At 62.9% G+C, this 22,776-nt stretch carries 21 protein-coding genes; 10 read left to right on the top strand and 11 right to left on the bottom strand.

The features are described from left to right. Window positions 1-52: 52 nt before the first annotated feature. The 3 genes from B2527_RS11790 to B2527_RS11780 all read right to left on the bottom strand — a co-directional run bounded on the left by B2527_RS11790 (window position 53) and on the right by B2527_RS11780 (window position 6,125). The gene (locus B2527_RS11790; RefSeq protein WP_293712459.1) at window positions 53-874 is read right to left on the bottom strand and encodes a tetratricopeptide repeat protein; all 822 of its coding nucleotides are present in this window, start codon (window positions 872-874) and stop codon (window positions 53-55) included. Between the two features lie 160 nt (window positions 875-1,034). Next, the gene (locus B2527_RS11785; RefSeq protein ID WP_293712456.1) at window positions 1,035-3,041 is read right to left on the bottom strand and encodes an alpha/beta hydrolase family protein; all 2,007 of its coding nucleotides are present in this window, start codon (window positions 3,039-3,041) and stop codon (window positions 1,035-1,037) included. An 87-nt stretch (window positions 3,042-3,128) separates the two neighbouring features. Continuing rightward, on the bottom strand, window positions 3,129-6,125 hold the full coding sequence (locus tag B2527_RS11780; protein ID WP_293712454.1) for a TonB-dependent receptor domain-containing protein: 2,997 nt from the start codon (window positions 6,123-6,125) through the stop codon (window positions 3,129-3,131). Between the two features lie 671 nt (window positions 6,126-6,796). Here B2527_RS11780 and apbC point away from each other — a divergent pair. After that, window positions 6,797-7,639 (top strand): iron-sulfur cluster carrier protein ApbC, encoded by an 843-nt coding sequence (apbC, locus tag B2527_RS11775; RefSeq protein ID WP_293712468.1) that lies wholly within the window; start codon window positions 6,797-6,799, stop codon window positions 7,637-7,639. Between the two features lie 120 nt (window positions 7,640-7,759). Continuing rightward, on the top strand, window positions 7,760-8,332 hold the full coding sequence (gene dcd, locus B2527_RS11770) for a dCTP deaminase (RefSeq protein WP_293712451.1): 573 nt from the start codon (window positions 7,760-7,762) through the stop codon (window positions 8,330-8,332). A 69-nt stretch (window positions 8,333-8,401) separates the two neighbouring features. Here the strand turns inward: dcd and B2527_RS11765 are convergent, their stop codons facing one another. Genes B2527_RS11765 through B2527_RS11755 form a run of 3 tightly spaced genes read right to left on the bottom strand, consistent with a single transcriptional unit; the run spans window position 8,402 to window position 9,679 of the window. Further along, on the bottom strand, window positions 8,402-8,569 hold the full coding sequence (locus tag B2527_RS11765) for a LiaI-LiaF-like domain-containing protein (protein ID WP_293712448.1): 168 nt from the start codon (window positions 8,567-8,569) through the stop codon (window positions 8,402-8,404). Window positions 8,570-8,600: 31 nt separating this feature from the next. Next, window positions 8,601-9,023, bottom strand: coding sequence for an HIT domain-containing protein (locus tag B2527_RS11760; protein ID WP_293712445.1), 423 nt, complete (start codon window positions 9,021-9,023; stop codon window positions 8,601-8,603). Beyond that, on the bottom strand, window positions 9,020-9,679 hold the full coding sequence (locus tag B2527_RS11755) for a dienelactone hydrolase family protein (RefSeq protein WP_293712442.1): 660 nt from the start codon (window positions 9,677-9,679) through the stop codon (window positions 9,020-9,022). The genes B2527_RS11760 and B2527_RS11755 overlap by 4 nt, the downstream gene beginning before the upstream one ends. Before the next feature lie 388 nt (window positions 9,680-10,067). On the opposite strand from B2527_RS11755, the gene rimO reads away from it, so the two are divergent. Together rimO and B2527_RS11745 are read left to right on the top strand one after the other, a co-directional pair. After that, window positions 10,068-11,429, top strand: a complete 1,362-nt coding sequence (rimO, locus tag B2527_RS11750) for a 30S ribosomal protein S12 methylthiotransferase RimO (RefSeq protein ID WP_293712439.1) — start codon at window positions 10,068-10,070, stop codon at window positions 11,427-11,429. Continuing rightward, window positions 11,426-12,265 carry a DUF3025 domain-containing protein gene (locus B2527_RS11745; protein ID WP_293712437.1) on the top strand — a complete coding sequence of 280 codons (840 nt, stop codon included), beginning with the start codon at window positions 11,426-11,428 and terminating at the stop codon, window positions 12,263-12,265. Before rimO ends, B2527_RS11745 begins: the two co-directional genes overlap by 4 nt. Here the strand turns inward: B2527_RS11745 and greB are convergent. The 3 genes from greB to B2527_RS11730 are packed head-to-tail and all read right to left on the bottom strand — an operon-like array spanning window position 12,246 to window position 14,742. Then, complete coding sequence (gene greB / locus B2527_RS11740; protein ID WP_293712435.1) at window positions 12,246-12,752, bottom strand: transcription elongation factor GreB; 507 nt, start codon at window positions 12,750-12,752, stop codon at window positions 12,246-12,248. The two genes, B2527_RS11745 and greB, sit on opposite strands and share 20 nt — an antisense overlap. Next, a complete protein-coding gene (locus tag B2527_RS11735; RefSeq protein WP_293712433.1) occupies window positions 12,749-13,234 on the bottom strand; it encodes a hypothetical protein in 486 nt (161 codons plus the stop codon). Before B2527_RS11735 ends, greB begins: the two co-directional genes overlap by 4 nt. A gap of 2 nt (window positions 13,235-13,236) precedes the next feature. Then, the gene (locus B2527_RS11730; protein ID WP_293712431.1) at window positions 13,237-14,742 is read right to left on the bottom strand and encodes a helicase HerA-like domain-containing protein; all 1,506 of its coding nucleotides are present in this window, start codon (window positions 14,740-14,742) and stop codon (window positions 13,237-13,239) included. Between the two features lie 124 nt (window positions 14,743-14,866). On the opposite strand from B2527_RS11730, the gene B2527_RS11725 reads away from it, so the two are divergent. Beyond that, window positions 14,867-16,456, top strand: coding sequence for a transglycosylase SLT domain-containing protein (locus B2527_RS11725; RefSeq protein WP_293712429.1), 1,590 nt, complete (start codon window positions 14,867-14,869; stop codon window positions 16,454-16,456). A 130-nt stretch (window positions 16,457-16,586) separates the two neighbouring features. Here the strand turns inward: B2527_RS11725 and asd are convergent, their stop codons facing one another. Further along, a complete protein-coding gene (gene asd / locus B2527_RS11720) occupies window positions 16,587-17,429 on the bottom strand; it encodes an archaetidylserine decarboxylase (protein WP_293712428.1) in 843 nt (280 codons plus the stop codon). After that, window positions 17,426-18,073 carry an SCO family protein gene (locus B2527_RS11715; RefSeq protein WP_293712427.1) on the bottom strand — a complete coding sequence of 216 codons (648 nt, stop codon included), beginning with the start codon at window positions 18,071-18,073 and terminating at the stop codon, window positions 17,426-17,428. Before B2527_RS11715 ends, asd begins: the two co-directional genes overlap by 4 nt. Before the next feature lie 214 nt (window positions 18,074-18,287). On the opposite strand from B2527_RS11715, the gene prmB reads away from it, so the two are divergent. The 5 genes from prmB to B2527_RS11690 form a co-directional block, all read left to right on the top strand. After that, window positions 18,288-19,217 (top strand): 50S ribosomal protein L3 N(5)-glutamine methyltransferase, encoded by a 930-nt coding sequence (prmB, locus tag B2527_RS11710; protein ID WP_293712425.1) that lies wholly within the window; start codon window positions 18,288-18,290, stop codon window positions 19,215-19,217. A gap of 72 nt (window positions 19,218-19,289) precedes the next feature. Continuing rightward, window positions 19,290-19,580, top strand: a complete 291-nt coding sequence (locus B2527_RS11705) for a GIY-YIG nuclease family protein (RefSeq protein WP_293712422.1) — start codon at window positions 19,290-19,292, stop codon at window positions 19,578-19,580. A gap of 274 nt (window positions 19,581-19,854) precedes the next feature. Continuing rightward, window positions 19,855-20,952: a chorismate synthase gene (aroC, locus tag B2527_RS11700; RefSeq protein WP_293712420.1), complete on the top strand. Its 1,098-nt coding sequence runs from the start codon at window positions 19,855-19,857 to the stop codon at window positions 20,950-20,952. Next, window positions 20,945-21,997, top strand: a complete 1,053-nt coding sequence (locus B2527_RS11695) for a 2-hydroxyacid dehydrogenase (protein ID WP_293712419.1) — start codon at window positions 20,945-20,947, stop codon at window positions 21,995-21,997. Before aroC ends, B2527_RS11695 begins: the two co-directional genes overlap by 8 nt. Before the next feature lie 82 nt (window positions 21,998-22,079). After that, window positions 22,080-22,776, top strand: a 697-nt coding sequence (locus B2527_RS11690; protein ID WP_293712418.1) for an aspartate-semialdehyde dehydrogenase, incomplete at its 3' end; no start/stop codon positions are given.

Here is a 22,776-nt window from a genome sequence, read left to right as displayed (position 1 = left end):
CGATTGCATTCTCTGACAAGCCCCTTACGTGAAAGCAGGGAGCTTTCATGTGTCAGGGGCGAATTGGGTTCCCATTCAGAAGCGGCATTTCATCGGTGGGTGGGAGCTCCTGCCCGGGATCATCCGGAATGGGGTCGACCTGTGGAATGCGTGTATTCAAATCGGGCTGGGGCAGCTGCCTTACCTCGCCGATGTCAACTCTGGCAACACGCGGTTTGCGCCAGATGGCATCGTGCCATTGTTGGTACTGAACGGGATCCCAGTAGCGCTCATCATAAAATTTGGAGCCATCGATTTCTTCAGTACCGCCACCTGGTGCAGGTACCACGATACGCAGATTGCCAGTGAATCCAGTTCGGCTGCCCGTCATCCGACGCTTTTCAAAGCGCAACGCTCTGGCGATTCGTGGAAGAGCTGCAGCGTCACCGTAGCGAGCATAGATGTCCTGTCCAACAACGATGGCACGCTCTCGATCGGCTTCATCGAGTTTTGCCCAGTAGCGTTCGCGAAGGTCTAGAAAGCCTTCATACCCGCGTTCTGCCGCAAGATCCATCCATGCGTATGCCTGTGCCCGGTCCTGAGGTGTCCCCGTGCCGTCCCATAACATTTCAGCAACCATTCCAGCCGAGGGCTTGTCGCCGTAGTACGCGGCGCGCATGAAAAACTCGAAAGCAGCAGTCTGCTTCCCTTCGCTTCTTTTTTGCAGTGCGAGTAGTCTGAACCGCAAATCCGGATGACCGCTGAGGAAGCCGGAAGTGACCATCACCGGATCGATAGTTGGGTCCGGATGCGGAGTAGCGCCTCCTCCTATCGCGGGAGCCATGAGTGTCAATGTGACAGTAAGGATGGCAACTTGTGCGGTTCTTTTGTTCATTCGAATCCCTGTTGCTTTTCCGTGCAGGTGTGCTTGGTGGATTCTAGCCGGGCCGGTGAGCCAACGCAGAAAGACAGTTGGCAAGAAGAAGGGGGCTCCCTCCTCCTTGCCACCTTTTTGCCACCGGATGTGTTGAAACTACCGGCGTGACGGGCTCCTTTTACTTGGTTCCCGAGGCATTCCTGGCCTCGCCGACGGTAACGGTACCGTCGCCAATGTGACGCTGGAAGAAGTTGAGCATTTCGGTGTACAGATTGATGCGAGCCTCCTCGCCGTAGAAGCCATGCATCTCGCCGGGCTGGATGATCATGCCTTCGGGTTTGTTGCCCGCTTCGATCAAAGCCTTGTTCATCAACTCGGTCTGTTCGGGGGGCGTGCGGACGTCGCGTGCACCGGCCGCAAGATATACCGGTATTTTAACTTCTGCTGCGCGCCTTGCCGGGGAGTTCTGCGCCCATTGCGCGGTGTCCGTTCCATGGGTGCGTCGTAGGTACCTCTGGCCGAAATCGCTTTGTGGAATATCTCCTTTCTTGAACATCATGTCGACGTCATAGACCCCCACATAGCCGAAGGTGCACTTGAACAAGCCGGGTTCACGAATAGGTGCCATCAGCGAGGAGTAACCGCCGAAACTGCCGCCATAAATGCAGATTCTGTCCCTGTTTGCGTAGCCTTGATTGATGACCCAATGCGTAGCGTCAAGGATGTCGTTCTGGATGCCTTGGCCCCATTGCTGATGACCAGCGTCCTGGAAGCCTTTGCCGTAGCCGCCGGAGCCGCGATAGTTGATCTGCAAGGTGGCATAGCCACGGCTGGCAAACAGCTGTGCTTCCGGGTTGAAACCCCAGTTGTCCCGCGGGCCGATCGGGCCGCCGTGGGGGTTCACGATAAGCGGCAGGTTCTTGCCATCAGAGCCGTTGGGCAGCGTCAGGAACGCATGGATCAGACGACCATCGCGGGCATTGAAAGAGAAGGGCCTGGTGGTGGCCATCTTGTCCTTGTTTAGATGCGCCATGCGCGACATCAGAAAACGAGCTTTGCCGGTTCCGCGGTCGAACAAATACAGCTCCCCGGGATTGCTATCGCTGTACACGGAAACCAGGATCTGGTTGCCGTCATCGGTATAGCTTGAAAAATCTACCTTCTGACCTGCAAAAGCATTTGCCAGCGATGCGTAGAGTTCCGCATCTGGATTGGTTTCATCAATCAGGGTGACTTTTGGAGCGCCGGCCTCGGTGACAGCACCAATGATGCTGTTGCGATCTGTCGACCATATCAGCTGGGATACCTCGGCGATTGGATCGACGAAGAGCTGTTTAAAATCGCCGTTGGCAGTGTCAAGTGTGCCTAGGGCGGCGGGAGCCTTGCCGTCATCCTGCCAAGCGAAAACGGTGCCGTTATCGGAGGTGCGTTCTACCGAAAGATGCTTTCCGTCGGTTGCAGAAGCATTGACCAAGGTCCAGTTCTGGCCATCACGGCGATACAGCTCTGTACGTTCATCGTATTCACCAGACTCGTCACGCGTCGACGAGCACACGGCGAAACGCGGAGCTTTGTCCGCATCCAGTGCGATGGAACAGTTTGATTTTGGTGCTCGTCCCAGCGATGTGCGTCTGCCACTTATTGTGTCTACGCGGACGACCTCGGTGCCTGCGCCTTCGCTCGATCGCGGGTAGCGGGCCTGCATGATCACGTTTCGGTCATCACCCTTGAGAGTGTCCAGCAAGGAATACGACTCCGAGCCGACTGTCTTTCCGCGTTGCGTGGCATCGCGTGTACCACGGAAGATCACCGGGACGGATTGGGTGCCGTCAGCGTTGACGGCATACCATTCGCCAAGGGCGAATGGCTGTGCGTACCCGCCCAGTTTCTTGACCGAGTTGAACATCAGACGTTCGGGTGAAATCCAGACAAACTGCCCAACACTCTTCTTGTCGGGGAGCTGTACGACCTTCATTGGTTTGAGGTCGCTGGCGCGGAGGATCGTCAGAATGTCCTGATCGCCATTGTCGACGGTGACAGCTAGGTAGCTGCCGGTCGGGGATATGCGTGCAGTGCCATAAGCGGGATGCCCAACAAAATCCTTGACGGATGGCTGTGCGTCTGCGAAGGCGGTGTTGGTTGTCAGTAGAGCTGCCGCGAGTACTGCGGATTTCAGATAATCCATGGGGTCTAGTCCTTGCTCCTGTATTTCGATCTGATCTGTGGTCCACCCGCAAAGAGAGCCCGGCGGTGTGCCGGGCTCTCGAGTTCATCAGAACTTGTACGAAACGCTCATGTAGAACCGACGGCCCAGCGGATCGGCGCCAATGTATGGATCAAAGTACGGATAGGTGTTGTTACCCGGGTCATTGCGGTACTGCTTGTTGAACGCGTTGACCACCGTGAACTGAGCGGTGACATTGGGGCCGAAGTCCTTGGCAACAGACGCGTTCCAGAGGATGAACGGAGCTAGTCGGCGGCCCCAGCAGATGCCGCTGTTCACGCCGGTGTAGCACTGATTGGGCGTGGTTGCGCGCTTGGTCCAAGCCGAACCCATGCGGCTGGCATACAAGGTTGTCGTCCAGTCGTTGTACTCCCAGCTTGCGGTAGCACGCAGACGGCTGCGCTCGGGATAGAACACGATCGGCCTCATATCACGGTAATCGACGAGCGGGTCTTCCTGCAGTTCCTTGTACTTGTTCGTAAGGTTGAGCGAGTAGCTGTTCTCGAAGCGGAAGGTGCCCCAGCGATCAGTGATCAAGCGATAGCGGAAGGTGCTGTCGATGCCACTGATGTCGCGCAACGCGGTATTAACATAGGCTTGGTTGATGCGCTCGACACGACCGTCCAGAGTGGTGCCTGGGGCGCTTGTGCGGGTGATCAGCGAAAGCACGTTGTTGCAGATGCTGGCGCTGGGCGCTGGCTTGCTGGGATCCTCATAGGAGCCCAGTCGGCATGCTGCTTCGGTTTCGAGCAGGTATGAGGAATCCAACTGGGAAGCTGCATCTTCCAGCTTGATACGCCAGTAATCCACCGACAGCGACATGCCATCAATGATGTCCCAGACAAAGCCTGCACTGATCGACTTGCCTTCTTCTTCCTTCAGGCCAGGGTTGCCGGCAATGGTGCTCTGGGCCTGGTAGATGGTGCGATCACCACTGACATTACAGTCGGCCGTACGGCGCGGGATCGGGTTGCCGTTTGCATCAAGCGGCTGACCAAGACCCAAGCCCGACCGGCAGGAGTATTCGTCCAGAATCGATGCATACGATGCAGCACCCTCGGCGTAGACCAGCTGCATGTCAGGCGCCTTGAAGCTGGTCGCGTAGGTGCCACGCACCAGCAGGTTGCTGAACGGACGCCACTCGAGACCCAAGTTGTAGGTGACGGCGTCATCAACCGCGGTGATATCGTCGTACTTATCCCAGCGAGCAGCCAAATTCGCACTCAGGCTGTCGAAGATCGGAACGCGGAACTCCGCGCCGATAGCATAGCGATCACGCTCGCCGTCGGTGCGGCCCGAGCTTACGAGGTTGTAGACGGTTTGCTCATCGATCGGGCGCAGCGGATTGGTGCGAGGATCACTCTCAAGTGTCGTTGCCTGACGGACGCCTTCGATAACACCGGCGAAGCCGAGTGGGCCAGCTGGCAGTTCAAACAGGTCGCCGGAGAAGTTGAAGTTCAAGGTGGACGAGGATGTTTCGCCCTTATTGATCACGCGGGTGGAGAAGGAACGATAAATATCCGGAGTAATCGGCGAGGTGTAACGATCCATGTTGAGCTCATAGATCGGATAGCCGGAAATCGTTCCGAGCTGGTCGCCCAGGAAGTAGTCATGGACGGCTTTAGCCAACAGACGCGGGGTGTTGGACTTGTAGCTGTACTCGGAGTGGGCTGCATAGACTTCCCAATCGAAGCGATCGGCAAAAGTGCCGCGTGCACCCAGGGTGATGTCCCAGGTCTTCTCGCTGTACAGCGTCGAGGCTGCCTCGTTACCACCGAGTTCGAAAGGATTGAACACGCGCTGCAACTGCAACAGGTCGCCAAAGTTGGGGTCGTAGAACACGCCAGCCGGCGTAAACGGGCTACCGCCCGTCCCCCAGAATTCAGTGCCAGAGCTGGCCTTGGAGTCCGCCTCGTAGTACGTCAGGCTGGAGAAGCCTTCGATATTGTCGTTGAAGTCGTACTTGCCGCTGATGTAACCGGAGTAGAAGCTGTTCTTATTCCAGATGCTGCGCGAACCATCCTGGGTGTAGGAGCCGCACCAGTCACCACGGGTGGGGGAGTTACCGGGGGCATATCCAAATGCTGCGCATTGTTCTGGCGTCAGTTCGAGAATGTTGTGGCCGGCAGGCCCAGCCAGACCGGCTGCACTGATGGCGACGAGCGACAGCGATGGCTGGAGTGTCAGACCCCAAGGATTGTTGCGGGTATCAGCCATGAAGTCGCGCTGGGTTCCGAATACGGGCTCGTTCTCACCATACTGCAGCGCGAAGGTCGTGCTCCAACGGTCACCGGAGCGGCCGCCGGTGTACTCGAGGTTGATGCTGTCGCCGCCACCCTCTTGGGTGGTGCCGGCGGTTCCGCGCAGTTCATTGCCGTCGAAGTTTTCGCGCAGAACGATGTTGACCACGCCTGCAACCGCATCGGAACCATAAATCGCCGAGGCGCCACCGGTCAGCACTTCCATACGTTCAACGATGGCCATTGGAATGGCTTTGACGTTGACGACGTTGTTGTCGCGATTGTAGGGCTGCGGGTACTGGGCGGGACGCCGGCCATTGATCAAGGTAAGCGTGTAACCCGGGCCGAGGTTACGCAAATTGACGACCTGTGCGTTGGGGGTAAAGCCACTCACGGCAAGGTCACCGGTGAAAGAGGCGCTGGTGTTCTGGGACAGAGTCTGAAGCATGTCGCCGACGGTCTGGAAACCCTCGCGGTCGATGTCGGCACGCGTGATCACGGTAACCGGAGCGGGGCCTTCGACATCAACGCGCTTGATTCGCGAACCGACAACCGAAACCCTGTCCAGGTCGGTTGTTGCTGCCGAGGCGGGTGGATTGGTCTTCTGTTCCGCAGCTTCCTGTGCAAAAGCCGGTGCAGCCGAGGTGAATGCAAGTGCAGAGGCCAATGCATAGCTCAGCGGATTGCGGCTGAGCGAGTTCCGATAAGTCATTTGTTTCCCCTTGGATAAGAAGCCAAAACTTGCCCCCTTGATCGGCAGCGTGGTCGGGCAGTCTTGGAGTTGCGTGTTTTGTTGCAGATGCAATCGTTACAGTGCCGATGTACTCCGATTAACACATGGTTAATCTTTGGCGTCAACTGTTCATGCCATGGTCATCAATCGCGAAAAGTGCCAACATCTAGTTGGTGATTGGCAAAGGTTTTTGCTCGAATTTGCATAATTTCCAGTGATCGGCAGCGTTCTTACCTACATTGGGTGTTGTTTCGAGGTCAGTAGCGAGGGGTGCAGATCAGGTATCGCACTTGTCTGGGTACGTAAGCGTATGGAGAGTTTTTTTGCGCCTGCTGTGGGGCGTGCAGCCTCAGGAAGTTGGGGTGCTTTGGGCTTGCGGGTCAAATTGGTGGGTGGCAATTGCTGGCCGCAAGGCGGTGTTCTAGCCGGTAAGTGCCTGATTGACAGCCTGTTGAGGGTGGATATCCCCGAGGTGGACATTGGCTGTTGCGATCAGTAGGCGCCTTAGGGTGTGGTGTTTCGTGGTACGTAGGACCCCGGCATGTGCCTGCTTGCGATTTACGGTGGCTTTACCCGCGATTTCAATGCTTGGGTCCTTGTTCATCAATGCGGGTACATCGAGTCCGCAAAAGATGTATATCGAATCGACGGACGCCCTTGACAGCGTGCATTTGAAGCGCGAACGACAGCTCGCGCTATAGTTCGCGCTTGGAAAAATGCAGAGGTTGTACGTGAGTCGGTCGATTCCGCTGGGCGGTGCCCACAAAGTGCAGAAGGGGCTGTCGCCTCATCCGCGTATCCGCAATGTCATTGCGGTTGGCTCGGGCAAGGGCGGGGTGGGCAAGTCCACCACGGCGGTGAATCTGGCCTTGGCGTTGAAAGCGCTGGGTGCCAGGGTCGGCGTACTGGACGCCGATATCTACGGCCCCAGCGTGCCGGCCATGCTGGGGCTGAGCGGGCGCCCGGAAAGCCCGGACAACAAGAGCATCGAGCCACTGCGGGCATTCGGGGTGGAAGCCATGTCGATCGGCTTCCTGATCGAGCCGGACTCGCCGATGATCTGGCGCGGGCCGATGGCGACCTCGGCCTTGACCCAGCTGTTCAACGACACCCTGTGGGATGACCTGGACTTCCTGTTGATCGACCTGCCGCCGGGCACCGGCGACATCCAGCTGACCCTGTCGCAGAAGATCCCGGTGGCCGGCGCGGTCATCGTCACCACGCCTCAGGACATTGCCACGCTGGACGCGCGCAAGGCCTTGAACATGTTCGAAAAAGTCGAGGTGCCGGTGCTGGGCATCGTCGAGAACATGGCCGTGCATACCTGCAGCAACTGCGGCCATGTCGAGCATCTGTTCGGCGAGGGCGGCGGACAGCGCATGGCCGAGCAGTACGGCGTGCCGCTGCTGGGCTCGCTGCCGCTGGATATCGCCATCCGTGAACAGGGGGACGTGGGTGCACCGATCGTGGTGGCACAACCGCAGTCGGCGGCGGCCCAGGCCTATCTGGCGGCGGCGCAACGCCTGGCCGAGGAGCTGGCAAAGCGGCCGCGGGCCAGCATTCCCATCGTCTCCTCGCTGCTCTGAGCCGGGCGGGTGGTTGTCGGTGGCGGCCGGTATGGCGCCCTGCGGCCGCTGCCCCAGCTGGGCTAGAATCCATCACCCCCGGCCGCGGCACCGCCCCGGCGCCCCAACCAGGACCAATGAATGAGTATCAAGAGCGACCGCTGGATCCGCCGCATGTCAGAGCAGCACGGCATGATCGAGCCGTACGAGGCCGGCCAGGTCAAGCAGGTCGACGGCCAGCGCATCGTCAGCTATGGCACCTCCAGCTACGGCTACGACGTGCGTTGCTCGCGTGAGTTCAAGGTGTTCACCAACATCAACTCGACCATCGTTGACCCCAAGCACTTCGATCCGAAGAGCTTTGTCGATATCGAGGCGGATGAATGCATCATCCCGCCGAACTCCTTTGCGCTGGCGCGTACGGTGGAGTTCTTCCGTATCCCGCGTGACACCCTGGTGGTGTGCCTGGGCAAGAGTACCTACGCGCGCTGCGGCATCATCGTCAATGTCACCCCGCTGGAGCCGGAGTGGGAAGGCCATGTGACGCTGGAGTTCTCCAACACCACGCCGCTGCCGGCCCGCATCTACGCCAACGAAGGTGTGGCACAGATGCTGTTCTTCCAGGCCGACAAGGACGATATCTGCGAAACCTCGTACAAGGACCGCGGTGGCAAGTACCAGGGCCAGACCGGGGTGACCCTGCCGCGCACCTGAGTGCGCCCTGGCGGGAAAGAAAAAGGCGCCGTCAGGCGCCTTTTTTTGTGCAAATCCCGGCGGAGCGGCTTACTTGCCGCGTCCGAACAGCATGCCAATGCCGACGGCCACCAGGATGGCGGGCCACCAGGTGGCCAGCATGGCGCCGATGTTGCCGTTGATCCAGCCAAGGTTCTTGGCCAGGAAGAACAGGCCGACGATGATCAGAATCAGGGCGGCGATCAGATTGGAGCGCATCGGCTTGCGGGTTCCGTAAGTGAGTAGGCGCTTATCGTAGCCGCTGGCGCCAGATTTCGACACGCTCGGCCAGTACATCGGCATCAAAGCGCTGTGCCTTGCCGCTGCCCCATACCGGTCCCGGCCAAGCGGCGTCACCCTCGTGGCGACCGATCAGGTGCACGTGCAGTTGGCGCACGATGTTGCCGAGCGCACCGATATTGATCTTGGTGACGTTGGGCTTCTGCTTCAGGTGCTGCGAAATCTGGTTGATCTCAGCCAGCAGCAGGCGTTGCTGGGCGCCGTCCAGGTCGATCCACTCGCTCGCATCCGGTACGCGCGGTACCAGCACGACCCAGGGGAAGCGGTCGTCGTTCATCAAGCGGATCTGCGACAGGGGGCCATCGGCAATCAGCACGCTGTCGGCGGCAAGGCGGGTGTCAAGTACGAAATCGGACGTCACAGCTTCGGTCATCGCAGGTTCTCGCTGAAGAAGGCCAAGGTGCGTTCGCGCGCCAGGTTGGCGCTGGCTGGGTGGTAGTGCATGCCGACCTCGCGGTTGAAGGCGTGGTCGGCTGGATAGACATATACAGGCAAGTCGGGTTGCTTTTCACGGTGCGCTGCAACGGCGGCGGCCGGAATCGAGGCGTCCTGGTCGCCAAAGTGGAAGATCGCCGGGGCTTTGAACGCTGCATCCAGGAACGGTACGTTGCGTGCGCCGTAGTAACTGGCCGAGGGCAGGCCCAGCCGTTGCGCGGCCAACATGGCGATGGTGCCGCCCCAGCAGTAGCCGACCGTGCCGACCTTGCCATAGGGCGCCAGCACGGCGGCGGCGGCTTCGACCACGGTTACCGCGCGGTCCACGCCCAGCTCGTCGACCAGCGCCTTGCCGCGGCTGACGCCGTCCGCGTCATAGTCCAGCTGCAGGTCCGGTTCGATCAGGTCGAAGAAGGAGGGCGCCAACACCGCATAGCCCTCGCCGGCGTACTGCTCGGCGACATGGCGGATATGCGCATTGGCGCCGAAGATTTCCTGTATGACCACCAGGCCGGCGCGAGGGTTGCCGGAAGGCAGGTCCTGCCAGGCGCGGACCGGGCCGAGTGGGGTGGGGAGGGTGATCCAGTTGGGCATGGGGGAGACTCCGGATTGATACGGCGAAAGGCGGTGTTTCTTCTCCCGCCTGCGGGAGAAGGTGCCCCGCAGGGGCGGATGAGGGGAGCTCTTAAAGCGGCGGGTCTGCTTGCCAGAAGCTTCCCCCTCACCCCCCCCGCTCCGCTCCGCGCCCCGGCCCTTGCGCTGGCGCAAGGGCGTTCAACAGGGCACGAACCGGTGGTTCGTAAGCGCCCCTCTTTCACCCCGCAAGCGGGAGAGGGGCTTAAGCAGGGCATTGCTGCGGTTGATTGATTATCAACCCCAGCGCCTATTAAGCCAGCCGCAGGGCGCCGCGCCTTCGGCCCGGTATACTGCCCGGCTTTCCGGCCCCGCTGCCATTCCGGCCCGGCCCCAGGATTTCCAGATCATGTCCCAGCTGAACCCCAAAGTCGGCTTCGTCAGCCTTGGCTGCCCGAAAGCCCTAGTCGATTCCGAGCGCATCCTCACCCAACTGCGGGTGGAGGGCTATAGCATCGTGCCGTCCTACGACTCGGCCGACGTGGTGGTGGTCAATACCTGCGGCTTCATCGACTCGGCCGTGGCCGAATCGCTGGACGCGATCGGCGAGGCGATGAACGAGAACGGCAAGGTTATCGTCACCGGCTGCCTGGGCAAGAAGGGCGAAATGATCCGCGAGCATTACCCGGACGTGCTGTCAGTATCCGGTCCGCAGGACTACACCACGGTGATGGAGGCGGTGCATGCCGCGCTGCCCCCCAAGCACGATCCGTTCGTGGACCTGGTGCCGGACTACGGCATCAAGCTGACCCCGCGCCATTACGCCTATCTGAAGATTTCCGAAGGCTGCAACCACCGTTGCAGCTTCTGCATCATTCCCTCGATGCGTGGCGACCTGGTGTCGCGGCCGGTCGACGAGGTGCTGCGTGAGGCCGAGCGCCTGGTCAAGGGGGGCGTGCGCGAGCTGCTGGTGGTGTCGCAGGACACCTCGGCCTATGGCGTGGACCGCAAATACGCGCCGGGCACCTGGCGCGGCAAGGAATACGCTACGCGGATGAAGGCGCTGTGCGAAGGCCTGTCCGAGCTCGATGCCTGGACCCGCCTGCACTATGTCTATCCGTACCCGCACGTCGACGACGTGGTGCCGCTGATGGCCGAGGGCAAGATCCTGCCGTACCTGGACATCCCGTTCCAGCACGCCAGCCCGCGCATCCTCAAGCTGATGAAGCGCCCGGGTGCGGTCGACAAGACCCTGGAGCGGGTGCTGCGCTGGCGCGAGATCGCGCCGGACATCACCGTGCGCTCCACCTTCATCGTCGGCTTCCCGGGCGAGACCGATGCCGAGTTCGAGCAGTTGCTGGAATTCCTGGACACCGCCCAGCTCGACCGCGTCGGTGCGTTCGCCTATTCGCCGGTGGAAGGTGCAACGGCCAACCAACTGCCGGATCCGGTGCCGGAGGAAGTGAAGCAGGAGCGTCTGGCCCGTTTCATGGAAAAACAGGCCGCCATTTCCGCCGCCAAGCTCGAAGCCAAGATCGGCAGCGTGCAGCAATGCCTGGTCGATGCCATCGAAGACGGCATCGCCGTTGCCCGCTCCAAGGCCGATGCGCCCGAAATCGATGGTCTGGTGCATATCCAGAATGCCGATGAAGCCAAGCTGCGCGTTGGCGACTTCGTCAACGTCGAGATCACCGACAGCGACGAGCACGATCTGTTCGGCGATGCGCTCATCGAAGCCAAGGCTGCACCGTTCGACCTCAAGGTGCTGTGACCACAGCACCGGTCGCAAGCGATGCCGGCGTGGGCCGGCGTCGTTTTATAGCGCCATTGCGCGGGCAGGTGGATCCGCGCTGCTTTGATCATCCGCTGTTTGCGGACTTCCACGATTTTGAAGCATTGATGCATTCGGACGATTGGCCCGGCATCGATGTGTTGAATGCGCTATTGCGCGTGCAGGAAAAGTGCTTCGTGACCCAGGACGACGCGCTGCTGGATGACGGCTTGCACTACGAACAGCGAATTGCGCAGGGCCGTATCGCCACCCGCGCGCAGAACTGGCATGACCTGTTCAACGCACTGGTGTGGGCACGCCACCCCGCGATCAAACGTGCGCTCAATGCGCAGCAGTGCTGGCACATCGCAGTGATGGGGCCAAGTCAACGCAATCGCGCGCAGGCGGCGCTGACCCAGTTCGATGAGACAGGGGTGATCGTGCGGCTGCGAGATGCCGGCTTGCTGGCTGCCTGGGACCGGCACGACTGGTCCAGCCTGTTCAACACGACGGCCTGGCAACGCGGTGATATCGCCGTGTCCGCAGTCATTGGCCACGCCTTGCTGGAGCAGGCGCTGCTGCCGGGGCGGTTGCAGGTGGGCAAGGCGGTGGTGGTGCTCGCCGAGGATGATGCGCACAGCGTCACGGCGGTTGCCGGGGCCATCGCGCACGGGACAGTGCTGAGCGATCCTTCCGAACTGCGGCCGCTGCCCTTGGCCGGCATCCCCGGTTGGCATGCCGCGCAGGACGCTGCCTTCTTCCAGCAGCGCGATTATTTCCGCCCGCTGCGTGACGGGCGCTGCTATCCGCCGCCGCTCAGTTGCTGTCGTAGCTGACGTCGAGGATCGCGAAGCGGGTCAGGCCGCCGGGCAGCTCCACCGCGAACGCGTCATCGATGCGCTTCTTGAGCAGCGCCCGTGCCAGCGGCGAATCGATGCTGATCCAGCCCGCCGGCGCATCGGTTTCGTCGGGACCGACGATCCGGTAGATGACGGTCTGTCCGGAGTCGACGTTCTCCAGCTCCACTGTCGCGCCGAAGAACACGGCTTCCGGGTCGCTGGGCGTGGTGTCGACCACACGCAGGGCTTCCAGCCGCTTGCTGAGGTAGCGCACGCGGCGGTCGATCTCGCCCAGCTGCTTCTTGCGGTAGGTGTACTCGGCGTTTTCCGAGCGGTCGCCTTCGGCAGCTGCGGCGGCCAGCGCCTTGACCACTTCCGGCCGTCGCTGCCGCCACAGCTCATCCAGCTCGGCCTTGAGCCGGGCGTGGCCCTGTGCGGTGATCAGGGCGGTGCTTTTTTCTGCAGGGGGACGCCAGCGGCTCACTTCTTCACTCGATCAAGGGTGCTGCGCAGGGAGGTGGGGCTGCCATCGGCGTTCAGCAATACCAGTACATCGGCAGATTCCACACCAAACAGCAGATCTTCGCTCTGCCGGTGATCGCGGCGCAGGCGCAGGTGGGTGCCGCCTTGTTCCAGCGCCCAGGTGCTTTCCACCAGATCCCAGACCGCGCCGCCCTTGAGCGCGTAACGGCCATTGGGTTTGAGTTCCAGGGTGCGGGTTCCCACGCCGCCCACGCTATAGGTGCCCTGCAGTGCAGCCGGAGTTGTGGCGACGTACGCAGGCGTAAGAGCGGACCGGACGGTGGTCGCCTGGCTTTCGTTGCCCACGCCCTCCGCCAGCGCCTCGGCCTGCGTCGTTGCCGCTGCTGCAGACGGTTCCACGGTTGGCTGCGCCGGCGTGCAGCCAACCATCAGCATTGCCAACAGCAAGCCGGTGCCCGCGCCATGGGGAGCGCTGCTGCGCATGCTCAGCGCTTGCCGCCGAAGATGCTGCCAAGGATGCCGCGCACGATCTGGTTGCCCAGCTTGGTGCCGACGGTGCGCGTGGTCTGCTTGGCCATGGTCTCGATCATCCCTTGGCGGCGCTTGGTGCCGAAGATGGCGTCCTTGATGCTCTGGCTGAAACCGCCTTCCTGTGCCTCGTCCTGCTGGCGGCTGCGTGCGGCTGGCGCCTGCGCCTGTTCGGCGGCCTTCTCCGCGCGCTGGGCCAGCAGTTCGGCGGCCGACTCACGGTTGATGGCGTTGTCATAGCGGGTGCCGACCGGGCTGCCGGCACGCACCTGGGCGCGCTCGGCATCGGTGATCGAGCCCATCCGGCAGCGCGGCGGCGCGATCAGGGTCTTCTGCACCGGCGAGGGAATGCCCTTGTCCTGCAGCGTGGACACCAGCGCCTCGCCGGTGCCCAACTGCGACAGGGTCGCCACCACGTCGAGCTTGGGGTTCTGCACGAAGGTTTCGGCCGCCGTCTTGACTGCCTTCTGGTCGCGCGGGGTGAAGGCGCGCAGCGCATGCTGCACCCGGTTGCCGAGCTGGCCAAGGATATTGGCCGGCACGTCGTCCGGGAACTGCGAGCAGAAGTACACACCCACGCCCTTGGAGCGGATCAGGCGCACCACCTGCTCGATGCGCTGCACCAGCGCCGCCGGCGCGTCGTCGAACAGCAGGTGCGCCTCGTCGAAGATGAAGACCAGCTTGGGCTTTTCCAGGTCGCCCACTTCCGGCAGTTGCTCGAACAGCTCGGACAGCAGCCACAGCAGGAAGGTGGAATACAGGCGCGGTTTGAGGATCAACTGGGCCGCGGCGAGGATGCCGACCACGCCCCGGCCGTCGTGGTTGACCCGCATGATGTCGGCCAGTTCCAGCGCCGGCTCACCAAAGAAGGCTTCGCCGCCGTCCTGCGACAGGCGCAGCAGCGAGCGCTGGATGGCGGCCACCGACTGCGCGCTGACCAGCCCGTACTCGGTGGAGATGTCCTTGCGCTCCTCGGCCACCAGGCCGAGCAGGGCGCGCAGGTCGTCCAGGTCAAGCAGCAGCAGGCCGCGGTCGTCGGCCAGCTTGAAGACGATGTCGAGTACGCCGGCCTGGGTGTCGTTGAGTTCGAGGATGCGCGAGAGCAGGGTGGGGCCCATCTCGCTGACCGTGGTGCGCACCGGGTGGCCGAGCTTGCCGTACAGGTCCCAGAACACCACCGGGCTGGCGGCCGGCGCATAGCCGTCCACGCCGATCTCGGCCGCGCGCTGGGCCAGCTTTTCGCCCCCGTCGCCGGCCACAGCCAGGCCGGCCACATCGCCCTTCACATCGGCCAGGAACACCGGCACGCCCAGTCGCGAAAAGCCCTCGGCCAGCGTCATCAGGGTCACCGTCTTGCCGGTACCGGTAGCACCGGCCACCAGACCGTGGCGGTTGCCGAAACGCGGGAGCAGGGTGACGGCGATGTCGTCGGTGACGCCTTTGCCGAGCAGGATCGGGTCCATGGAGGCACTCATTGATGAATGAAGGGGGGGATTCTAACGGCCCACTGTATCGGCGCGGTGGCAATGTTGCCCCCGGGTGAGTCCGGCGGCTACCCTGCCTAACCTTTCGCCAGTTGTGCCCCTGATGCCCGTTTCCCTGTTTGCAGTTCGTCCGTTGCCGCTGCTGGTGGCAGCCGGTTTGTTGGCCGTGGTCCCGGCGGCGCAGGCGCTGTCGGCGCGTGACACCGCCAGGGTGCAGGCGATCGAGGCACGCATGGCCGCCGCGGAGAAGCGTTATTCCGATGCGCTGGTGCTGGTCAACAACGCCGACCCCAAGGGCACGGCCGAGGGCAACGCGGCGCTGGAAGACATGGAGGACGTGATCAGCGCCTGCATCGCGCAGAAGGGCTGCCAGGTCAGTGCTCTGCTCAGCACCTACAAGCGCCTGCTCAAGGCGCAGTCCGACAACGCCGGCGCGGAGCAGGGCGACGAGGATGTCGGCCCGCTGGAGGCAGACCCCGACCATATCGCCCCGCTGGTGGCCGACGTGCCTGAAGCGGCGCGTGCGGCGGCCCTGCTCAATGACCACCGGCATGCGTTCGACGACATGGTGGAATACAACCCGGCCATCCAGGCCGGCATCCGCCGCTGGCTGACCGACATGCGCCCGGCGCTGCTGACCAGCTACGAGAACTACATGAACCTGCGTGCGGTGATGTGGCCCGAGTGGGAGAAGGGCGGGCTGCCGGAAGCCATGTTGTTCGGCATCATGGCCAAGGAATCCAATGGACGCGTACATGCCTCCTCGCGGGTGGGGGCTGCGGGGCTGATGCAGTTCATGCCAGCCACCGGCCGTCGTTTTGGCCTGGGCCCGGACGGCACCGGCTTCGACACCCGTTTTGATCCCCGTAGTGCGGCAGAGGCCAGTGCGGCCTACATGAACGAGCGCATGCGCGGGCTCAACAAGAACATCGAATATGCCTTGGCCGCCTACAACGGGGGCGAGGGCCGTGCCGCCCGCATCTACCGCGAGACCGGTGGCCAGAGCTTCTGGACGGACTCCTCGTACAACCAGTTCCCGGGCGAGACCAAGGATTATGTGCCGATGGTGATTGCCGCGGCCTGGATTTTCCTGCACCCGCAGCAGTACGGCGTGGAGTTTCCCAAGGTCAACGCGCAGCCGGCGACGATCCGCCTGGCCAAGTCCACCACCATCTACGAACTGACCATCTGCCTGGGCAGCACTGGTACCCGTGACGGTTACATGCGCGCGCTGCGCAACCTCAATCCGCGTTATGAGGCTGACGGCTGGATTCCGGCCGGCACCACCATCAACGCCACCACCCGCATTGCCGGCCTGTACAACCGCTATTGCGTCAGCGGCCCGCGTGCCGATCTGGCCCGCGCGCTGATCACCGCCGACCTGAACGCGGCGATCAAGCGGCCCTCGGCGGCGACCTTCACCGGCAGCGTGGCCGTGGGCGACGTACAGGCGATGCAGGCAGCGCAGGCCGCCTCCCCGGTGGTTGCCCCGGTTGCGGCGCCGCGCCCGGCGGCGCCGGCACGCCGCCCGGCGGTGCGTACCTACAAGGTTGCCAAGGGCGACACCCTGGGCCGTATCGCCAGCCGCTTCCAGTGTGACGTGCCGGCATTGGCCCGTGCCAACGGCCTGCGCGCCCCTGCCTATGCATTGCGACAAGGCCAGACGCTGCGGTTGGAGGGCTGCGATCGCTGAAGCAGAAAGGGCGCCACAAGGCGCCCTTTTCCATTTCGGTATTGGCTCATGCCGCCGCAGGTGCCGGTACTACGCACTTCCTGCGGCATCCTGGGCGTCGCGGCTTGACGCCGTTGCTGCCGTTGCCCCCTCAGCGCAGCTTCGCCAGTGCCTGGCCCAGCTGCACCGGGCTCTCGGCTTTGAGGGCCGGATCAAAATCGGCGACGCCCGGCGGCAGCAGCACGATCACGGTCGATCCGTAATTGAAACGCGCCATTTCGGCAAAACGCTCCAGGGTGATGCCCTTGCCACGCCAGTCCTTGCGGGTGATGCGGTCGCCATAGGCGGGGATTTCCTCGCCGCTCCATACCGTTTCCACACCACTGACCAGCAGTGCACCGACCATCACCTGCACCATCGGCCCGAAATCGGTGTCGAAATGGCAGACCAGGCGCTCATTGCGGGCAAACAGGCGTGGCACATTGGCCACCGCATCGGTGCCGACGCTGAACAGCCGGCCGGGCACATGCACGGTTTCGCGCAGGGTGCCGGTCCAGGCCATGTGCACGCGGTGGTAGTCGCGCGGCGACAGGTACACGGTGGCATACAGGCCATTGTTGAACGGCACCGCATCGGCGGCATCGCCCAGCAGCTCGGCGGCGGTGAACGACTGGCCCTTGGCCTGGAAAATGCGGCCTTCCTCGATCGGTCCCAGCTGGCTGATGCGGCCGTCGGCAGGCATGGTCAGGGTGCGCGGATCGGCAGCGGGCACGCGTGCGCCCGGTTTCAGGGCACGGGTGAAGAAGGCATTGAAGCTGGGGTAGCTGCGCGGGTCCGGGTTGGCGGCTTCGGCCAGGTTGACGTTGAACTTGGCGGTCACCGTGTCGATCAGCCAGCGCGAGATGCGCCGGTTCTGCGAATAGGCCAGCGAGCGGGCGATCGACGACAGCAGGCGGTGCGGCAATACATAGGTGAGGCGTGTAACCAGACTCATGGTGCGGATTTCTCGGTGAGCTTGATCAGGTCGCTGGCAATGGCCTGCGGGTTGAACGGGGGGCGCATCAGGCCGGCCAGCCGGCCCTGCGGGTCGAGCACGGCGATGCTGGCAGAGTGGTCCATGCTGTAGTCGTCCGGGTTCTGCTCGAAGTGCTTGCCCGGGGCCTTCTGGAACACCATGCCCAGCGAGGTGGCAAAACGCTCCAGCGAGGGCACGTCGGCGGTGGCTGCAAGCGTGTCCTTGTGGAAGGCGTGGGCGTACTCGCCCAGTCGCGTCGGGGTGTCACGCTCGGGGTCCACCGACACCAGCACCACGCGCGGGCGCAGGCTGTCGGGGATGGTTTCCCATTGTTTCTGGGCCTGGGCCAGTTCGGTCAGGGTGGTCGGGCACACGTCCGGGCAGGAGGTGAAGCCCAGGAATACCAGGGTCCAGTGGCCGCGCAGCTCGCCGGGGATCAGGCGGGTGCCATCGGATTGGGCCAGGTCGAACTCCGGCAGGGTACGCGGGGTGCCATAGAACAGGATGCTGCTGGTGCCCTCGCTGCCCTTGTTGGAGGGGCCAAAGACCTTCTGCGCCAACAGCAGGCCGAGGCCGGCGGCCAGGGCAATGGCCAGGATGATGCCGGTGTTTCGATTGAACATGCGCGCGGGCTTCCGTTCGGGTACGGCGGCAGGACAGGGCGTCCGCCGTGGGCGGGATACGGGAGTGTAGGGGATTGCAGGCGTACATCCCGGTGGTTTGGCCGGCGTTTGGCTGCCTTTTGGTGCCAAAGCCGAAGTTTCGGCTGCAACTGGGCAGTCAATATACCGGTCGGATGCCTATAATCGCAGACCTTTCAAGTATTTCCGTATTGCCATGACTGCCGAAGCGGCCGCTGAACTCCATACGATCGTCGATCTGATCCGCTACGGCGCAAGCCGTTTCAATGCTGCCGGGCTGAGCTTCGGCCACAGTTACGACAACGCCTTGGACGAGGCCACCCAGCTGACCCTGCACAGCCTGCACCTGCCGCCGGACCTGGGCCCGGCCTATGGCACGGCGCGGTTGCTGCTGGAGGAGCGGCAGCAGGTGCTGGCGCTGTTCCAGCGCCGCATCGATGAACGCCTGCCGGCCGCCTACCTGACCGGCGAGGCCTGGTTTGCCGGCCTGAGCTTCAAGAGCGATGACCGTGCGCTGGTGCCGCGCTCGCCGATCGCCGAGCTGATCCTCAATGGCTTCGAGCCGTGGCTGGCTGGCCGTGACGTCAATCGCGCGCTGGACCTGTGTACCGGCTCCGGCTGCATCGCCATCGCCATGGGCCATTACTACCCCAACTGGCAGGTGGATGGCAGTGACGTCAATGACGCCGCGCTGTCGCTGGCGGTGGAGAACAAGGAACGCCTGCTCGCCCACAACGTGGAGCTGGTCAAGAGCGACCTGTTCGCCGGCCTGCAGGGGCGCGTCTACGACCTGATCGTAACCAACCCGCCGTACGTCACCAATGACGAGACCGACGCGCTGCCCAAGGAATACCAGCACGAGCCGGACCTGGCCCTGCGCGCCGGCGACGACGGTCTGGACCTGGTGCTGAAGATCCTGCGCGATGCGCCGGACCATCTGACCGAAGACGGCTTGCTGATCTGCGAAGTGGGCGATTCCGAACAGCACCTGATCAAGCTGCTGCCGGAGGTGTTCATGTCATGGATCGAGTTCAAGGTCGGGCAGATGGGCATCTTCGCGGTCGAAGCGGCTGAGCTGCGTGCGCACCATGCACGCATCGCCGAGTTGGCAGCTGCGCGGGCGTGATGCGCTCTGCTCCTGTTTTGGCTCGTCATCCCCGCGAAGGCGGGGATCGCTCTGGCTCTTGAGCGAGAGTGAATGAAACAACCCGCCGTCTATCTTCTGGCATCGAAGAAACACGGCACGCTCTACATCGGCGTCACCAGCAACCTGGTGGCGCGGACCTGGCAACACCGGCAGCATGTGGTTGAGGGTTTTACCAAGCGCTACAACGTGGACAAGCTGGTCTGGTACGAGCTTCACGGGTGCATGGAAGCGGCGATTCTTCGCGAGAAGCAGCTGAAGAAGTGGAACCGGGAGTGGAAGTTGCGGTTGGTGGAAGAGGTGAATCCCGAGTGGCGGGATTTGTGGGATGAGATAGTTGGGTAGTGTTTTGGTTTTGGTTTTGGTTTTGCTTTTGGTGTTGGCTTTGGCTTCGAGCCCTTGCTTTCAAGGTCGTCATTCCCGCGAAGGCGGGAATCGCTTTGGCTCTGGCTCTGGCTACGGCCTTTGCTTGGCTGGCGTGAGGCAAGAGCACAATCAATAGCAAGAGCAAGAGCAAGAGCAAGAGCGATTCCCGCCTTCGCGGGAATGACGGCATCAAAGCAACCGCAAGAGCAACCGCAAGAGCAACCGCAAGAGCAACCGCAAGAGCACAACGGCATTGAATACCTTCGGACAACTCCTCCGCGTTACCACCTTCGGTGAATCCCACGGGCCGGCGATCGGCTGCGTGATCGATGGGTGTCCTCCCGGTCTGGAGATCACGCCCGAGGAATTTGCCCACGATCTGCAGCGCCGGGCCACCGGCAAGAGCCGCCATACCTCGGCACGCCGGGAGGCCGACGAGGTCGAGATCCTGTCCGGGGTCTATGAAGGCCGCACCACTGGTACGCCGATCGCCCTGCTGATCCGCAACACCGACCAGCGCAGCAAGGACTACAGCAACATCGCCCAGCAGTTCCGCCCGGGCCATGCCGACTACAGCTACTGGCAGAAGTACGGCATCCGTGACCCGCGTGGCGGTGGCCGCTCTTCGGCGCGCGAAACCACCATGCGCGTGGCCGCTGGCGTCATCGCCAAGAAGTGGCTGCTGCAGCGTTTCGGCGTCAGCGTGCGCGGCTATCTGTCGCAGCTGGGCGAGATCACCCCGGCCGGCTTTGACTGGAACGCAGTCGAAGACAATCCCTTCTTCTGGCCCGACGCCAATCAGGTGCCGGCGCTGGAGGCCTATATGGATGCGCTGCGCAAGTCCGGTGATTCGGTCGGTGCGCGCGTCACCGTGGTTGCCGATGGCGTGCCGCCGGGCTGGGGCGAGCCGATCTACGGCAAGCTCGATGGCGATATCGCCGCGGCGCTGATGAGCATCAATGCGGTCAAGGGCGTGGAGATTGGCGACGGCTTCGCCAGTGCCGCGCAGAAGGGCACCGAACACCGTGACCTGATCACCCCGCAGGGTTTCCAGTCCAACCATGCCGGCGGCATCCTCGGCGGTATTTCCACTGGCCAGCAGATTGTCGCGGCCATGGTGCTCAAGCCGACCTCCAGCCTGCGCCTGCCCGGTGCCACGGTGGATACGGCCGGCAATGCGGTGGAGGTCATCACCACCGGTCGCCACGACCCCTGCGTCGGCATCCGTGCCACCCCCATCGCCGAGGCGATGCTGGCACTGGTGCTGATGGACCAGGCCATGCGCCATCGTGCCCAGTGCGGCGATGTCGGTGACATGAGCCCGCGTATTCCCGGTCAGCTCGATGGCTGATCGGCGGCCCCGCGTCTGGGTATCGCAGCCCCTGTTCAACGATACCGTCGCGCAGCTGGCGGCGTACTGCGACGTGGTTGCCACCGCGCAGGTGAGTGCCCACAGCGGCGCTGAAATCGCGGCCCGGTTGGCCGAGGTCGACGGCGCCCTGGTTACCCTCAACGACCGCATCGGTGCGGCGGAAGTCGCCAACGCGCCAGCGTTGAAGATGATCGCCAATGTCGGCGTTGGCTATAACAACCTGGATGTTGCCGCCCTGAGCGCGGCCGGCATCGTCGCCAGCAATACCCCTGACGTTCTCACCGAAACCACCGCCGATCTTGGTTTTTCGCTGCTGATGGCGGCGGCACGCCGTATCGTCGAGTCCGACCGCTGGCTGCGCGAGGGCCAGTGGGGGCAGTGGTCGTTCACCACCATGCTCGGCGCCGACCTGCACGGCAGCACGCTGGGCATCCTGGGCATGGGCCGGATCGGCCAGGCCATTGCCCGCCGTGGTCACCACGGCTTCGGCATGAAGGTGCTGTACCACAACCGTTCGCAGCTGCCGGCCGAGCAGGAGCAGGCGGTCGGTGCCCGCTACGTCGATTTCGATACGCTGCTTGCCAGCGTCGATCACCTGGTGCTGGTGCTGCCGTATACCGCGCAGAACCATCACCTCATCAATGCCGCCGCGCTGGCCAGGATGAAGCCCAGCGCGACGCTGGTGAACATCGCCCGTGGTGGCATCGTCGATGAGCTGGCGCTGGCCGAGGCGCTGGCCAATGGCCGGCTGGCGTCGGCGGCACTGGATGTATACGAGAACGAACCCGATGTGCGCCCGGAGCTGCTGGCGCTGCGCAATATCGTGCTGACCCCGCATATCGGCAGCGCCTCGCTGGCAACGCGCCGGGCGATGGTGCAGCTGGCGGTCGACAACCTGCTGGCCGGCCTGGGCATCGGTGCCGATGCCGGCCAGCCGGCCAATGCCCTCAATGCCGAACTGCTGACCAGCGGCACTGCGCGTCTGTGCGTGGCCGGCAAAAAAATCGGCGATAAAAAACGATAGGGAGCCTCCGTGGCCGTGCGCTGGAGGTTCCCCGAACCTGGCTCGATGTGTGTCTACCCCCTCCTATCTTTCGAGTATCCCCATGAGCAATGAAGCCCGTCGTTTCCACGTAGCCGTTGTTGGCGCCACCGGCGCTGTCGGCCAGACCATGCTGGCCATCCTGGCCGAGCGCAATTTCCCGATCAGCAAGCTGACCCTGCTTGCCTCCGAGCGTTCGGCCGGCCAGCAGGTCGACTTTGAAGGCGACAAGATCACCATCCAGGACCTGGCCACGTTCGACCCGGCTGGCGTCGAGATTGCGCTGTTCTCGGCCGGTGGCGGTATCTCCAAGGAATTCGCGCCCAAGTTCGCCGCTGCTGGCGCGGTGGTGATCGACAACTCGTCGACCTTCCGTTACGACGACGACGTGCCGCTGGTGGTGTCCGAGGTCAACCCGGAGGCGGCCAGGAACCGTCCGCGCGGCATCATCGCCAACCCGAACTGCTCGACCATGCAGCTGATGCCGGTGCTGGCGCCGATCCACCGCGAGTACGGCATCGAGCGCATCAACATCGCCACCTACCAGTCGGTGTCCGGCGCTGGCCAGACCGGCATGGAAGAGCTGGGCAAGCAGACCGCGCAGCTGCTGGGCTTCCAGGAGATCGAGCCGAAGAAGTTCCCGATGCAGATCGCCTTCAACCTGATCCCGCATATCGATGAGTTCCTGGACAACGGCTTCACCAAGGAAGAAATGAAGCTGGTCTGGGAAACCCGCAAGATCCTCGGCGACGACAGCATCC

The sequence above is a fragment of the Stenotrophomonas sp. UBA7606 genome (assembly GCF_002477705.1).
GTDB lineage: Bacteria > Pseudomonadota > Gammaproteobacteria > Xanthomonadales > Xanthomonadaceae > Stenotrophomonas.
Note: the sequence above shows the minus strand (reverse complement) of the source record. Positions and strands in the feature narration are given on the sequence as shown.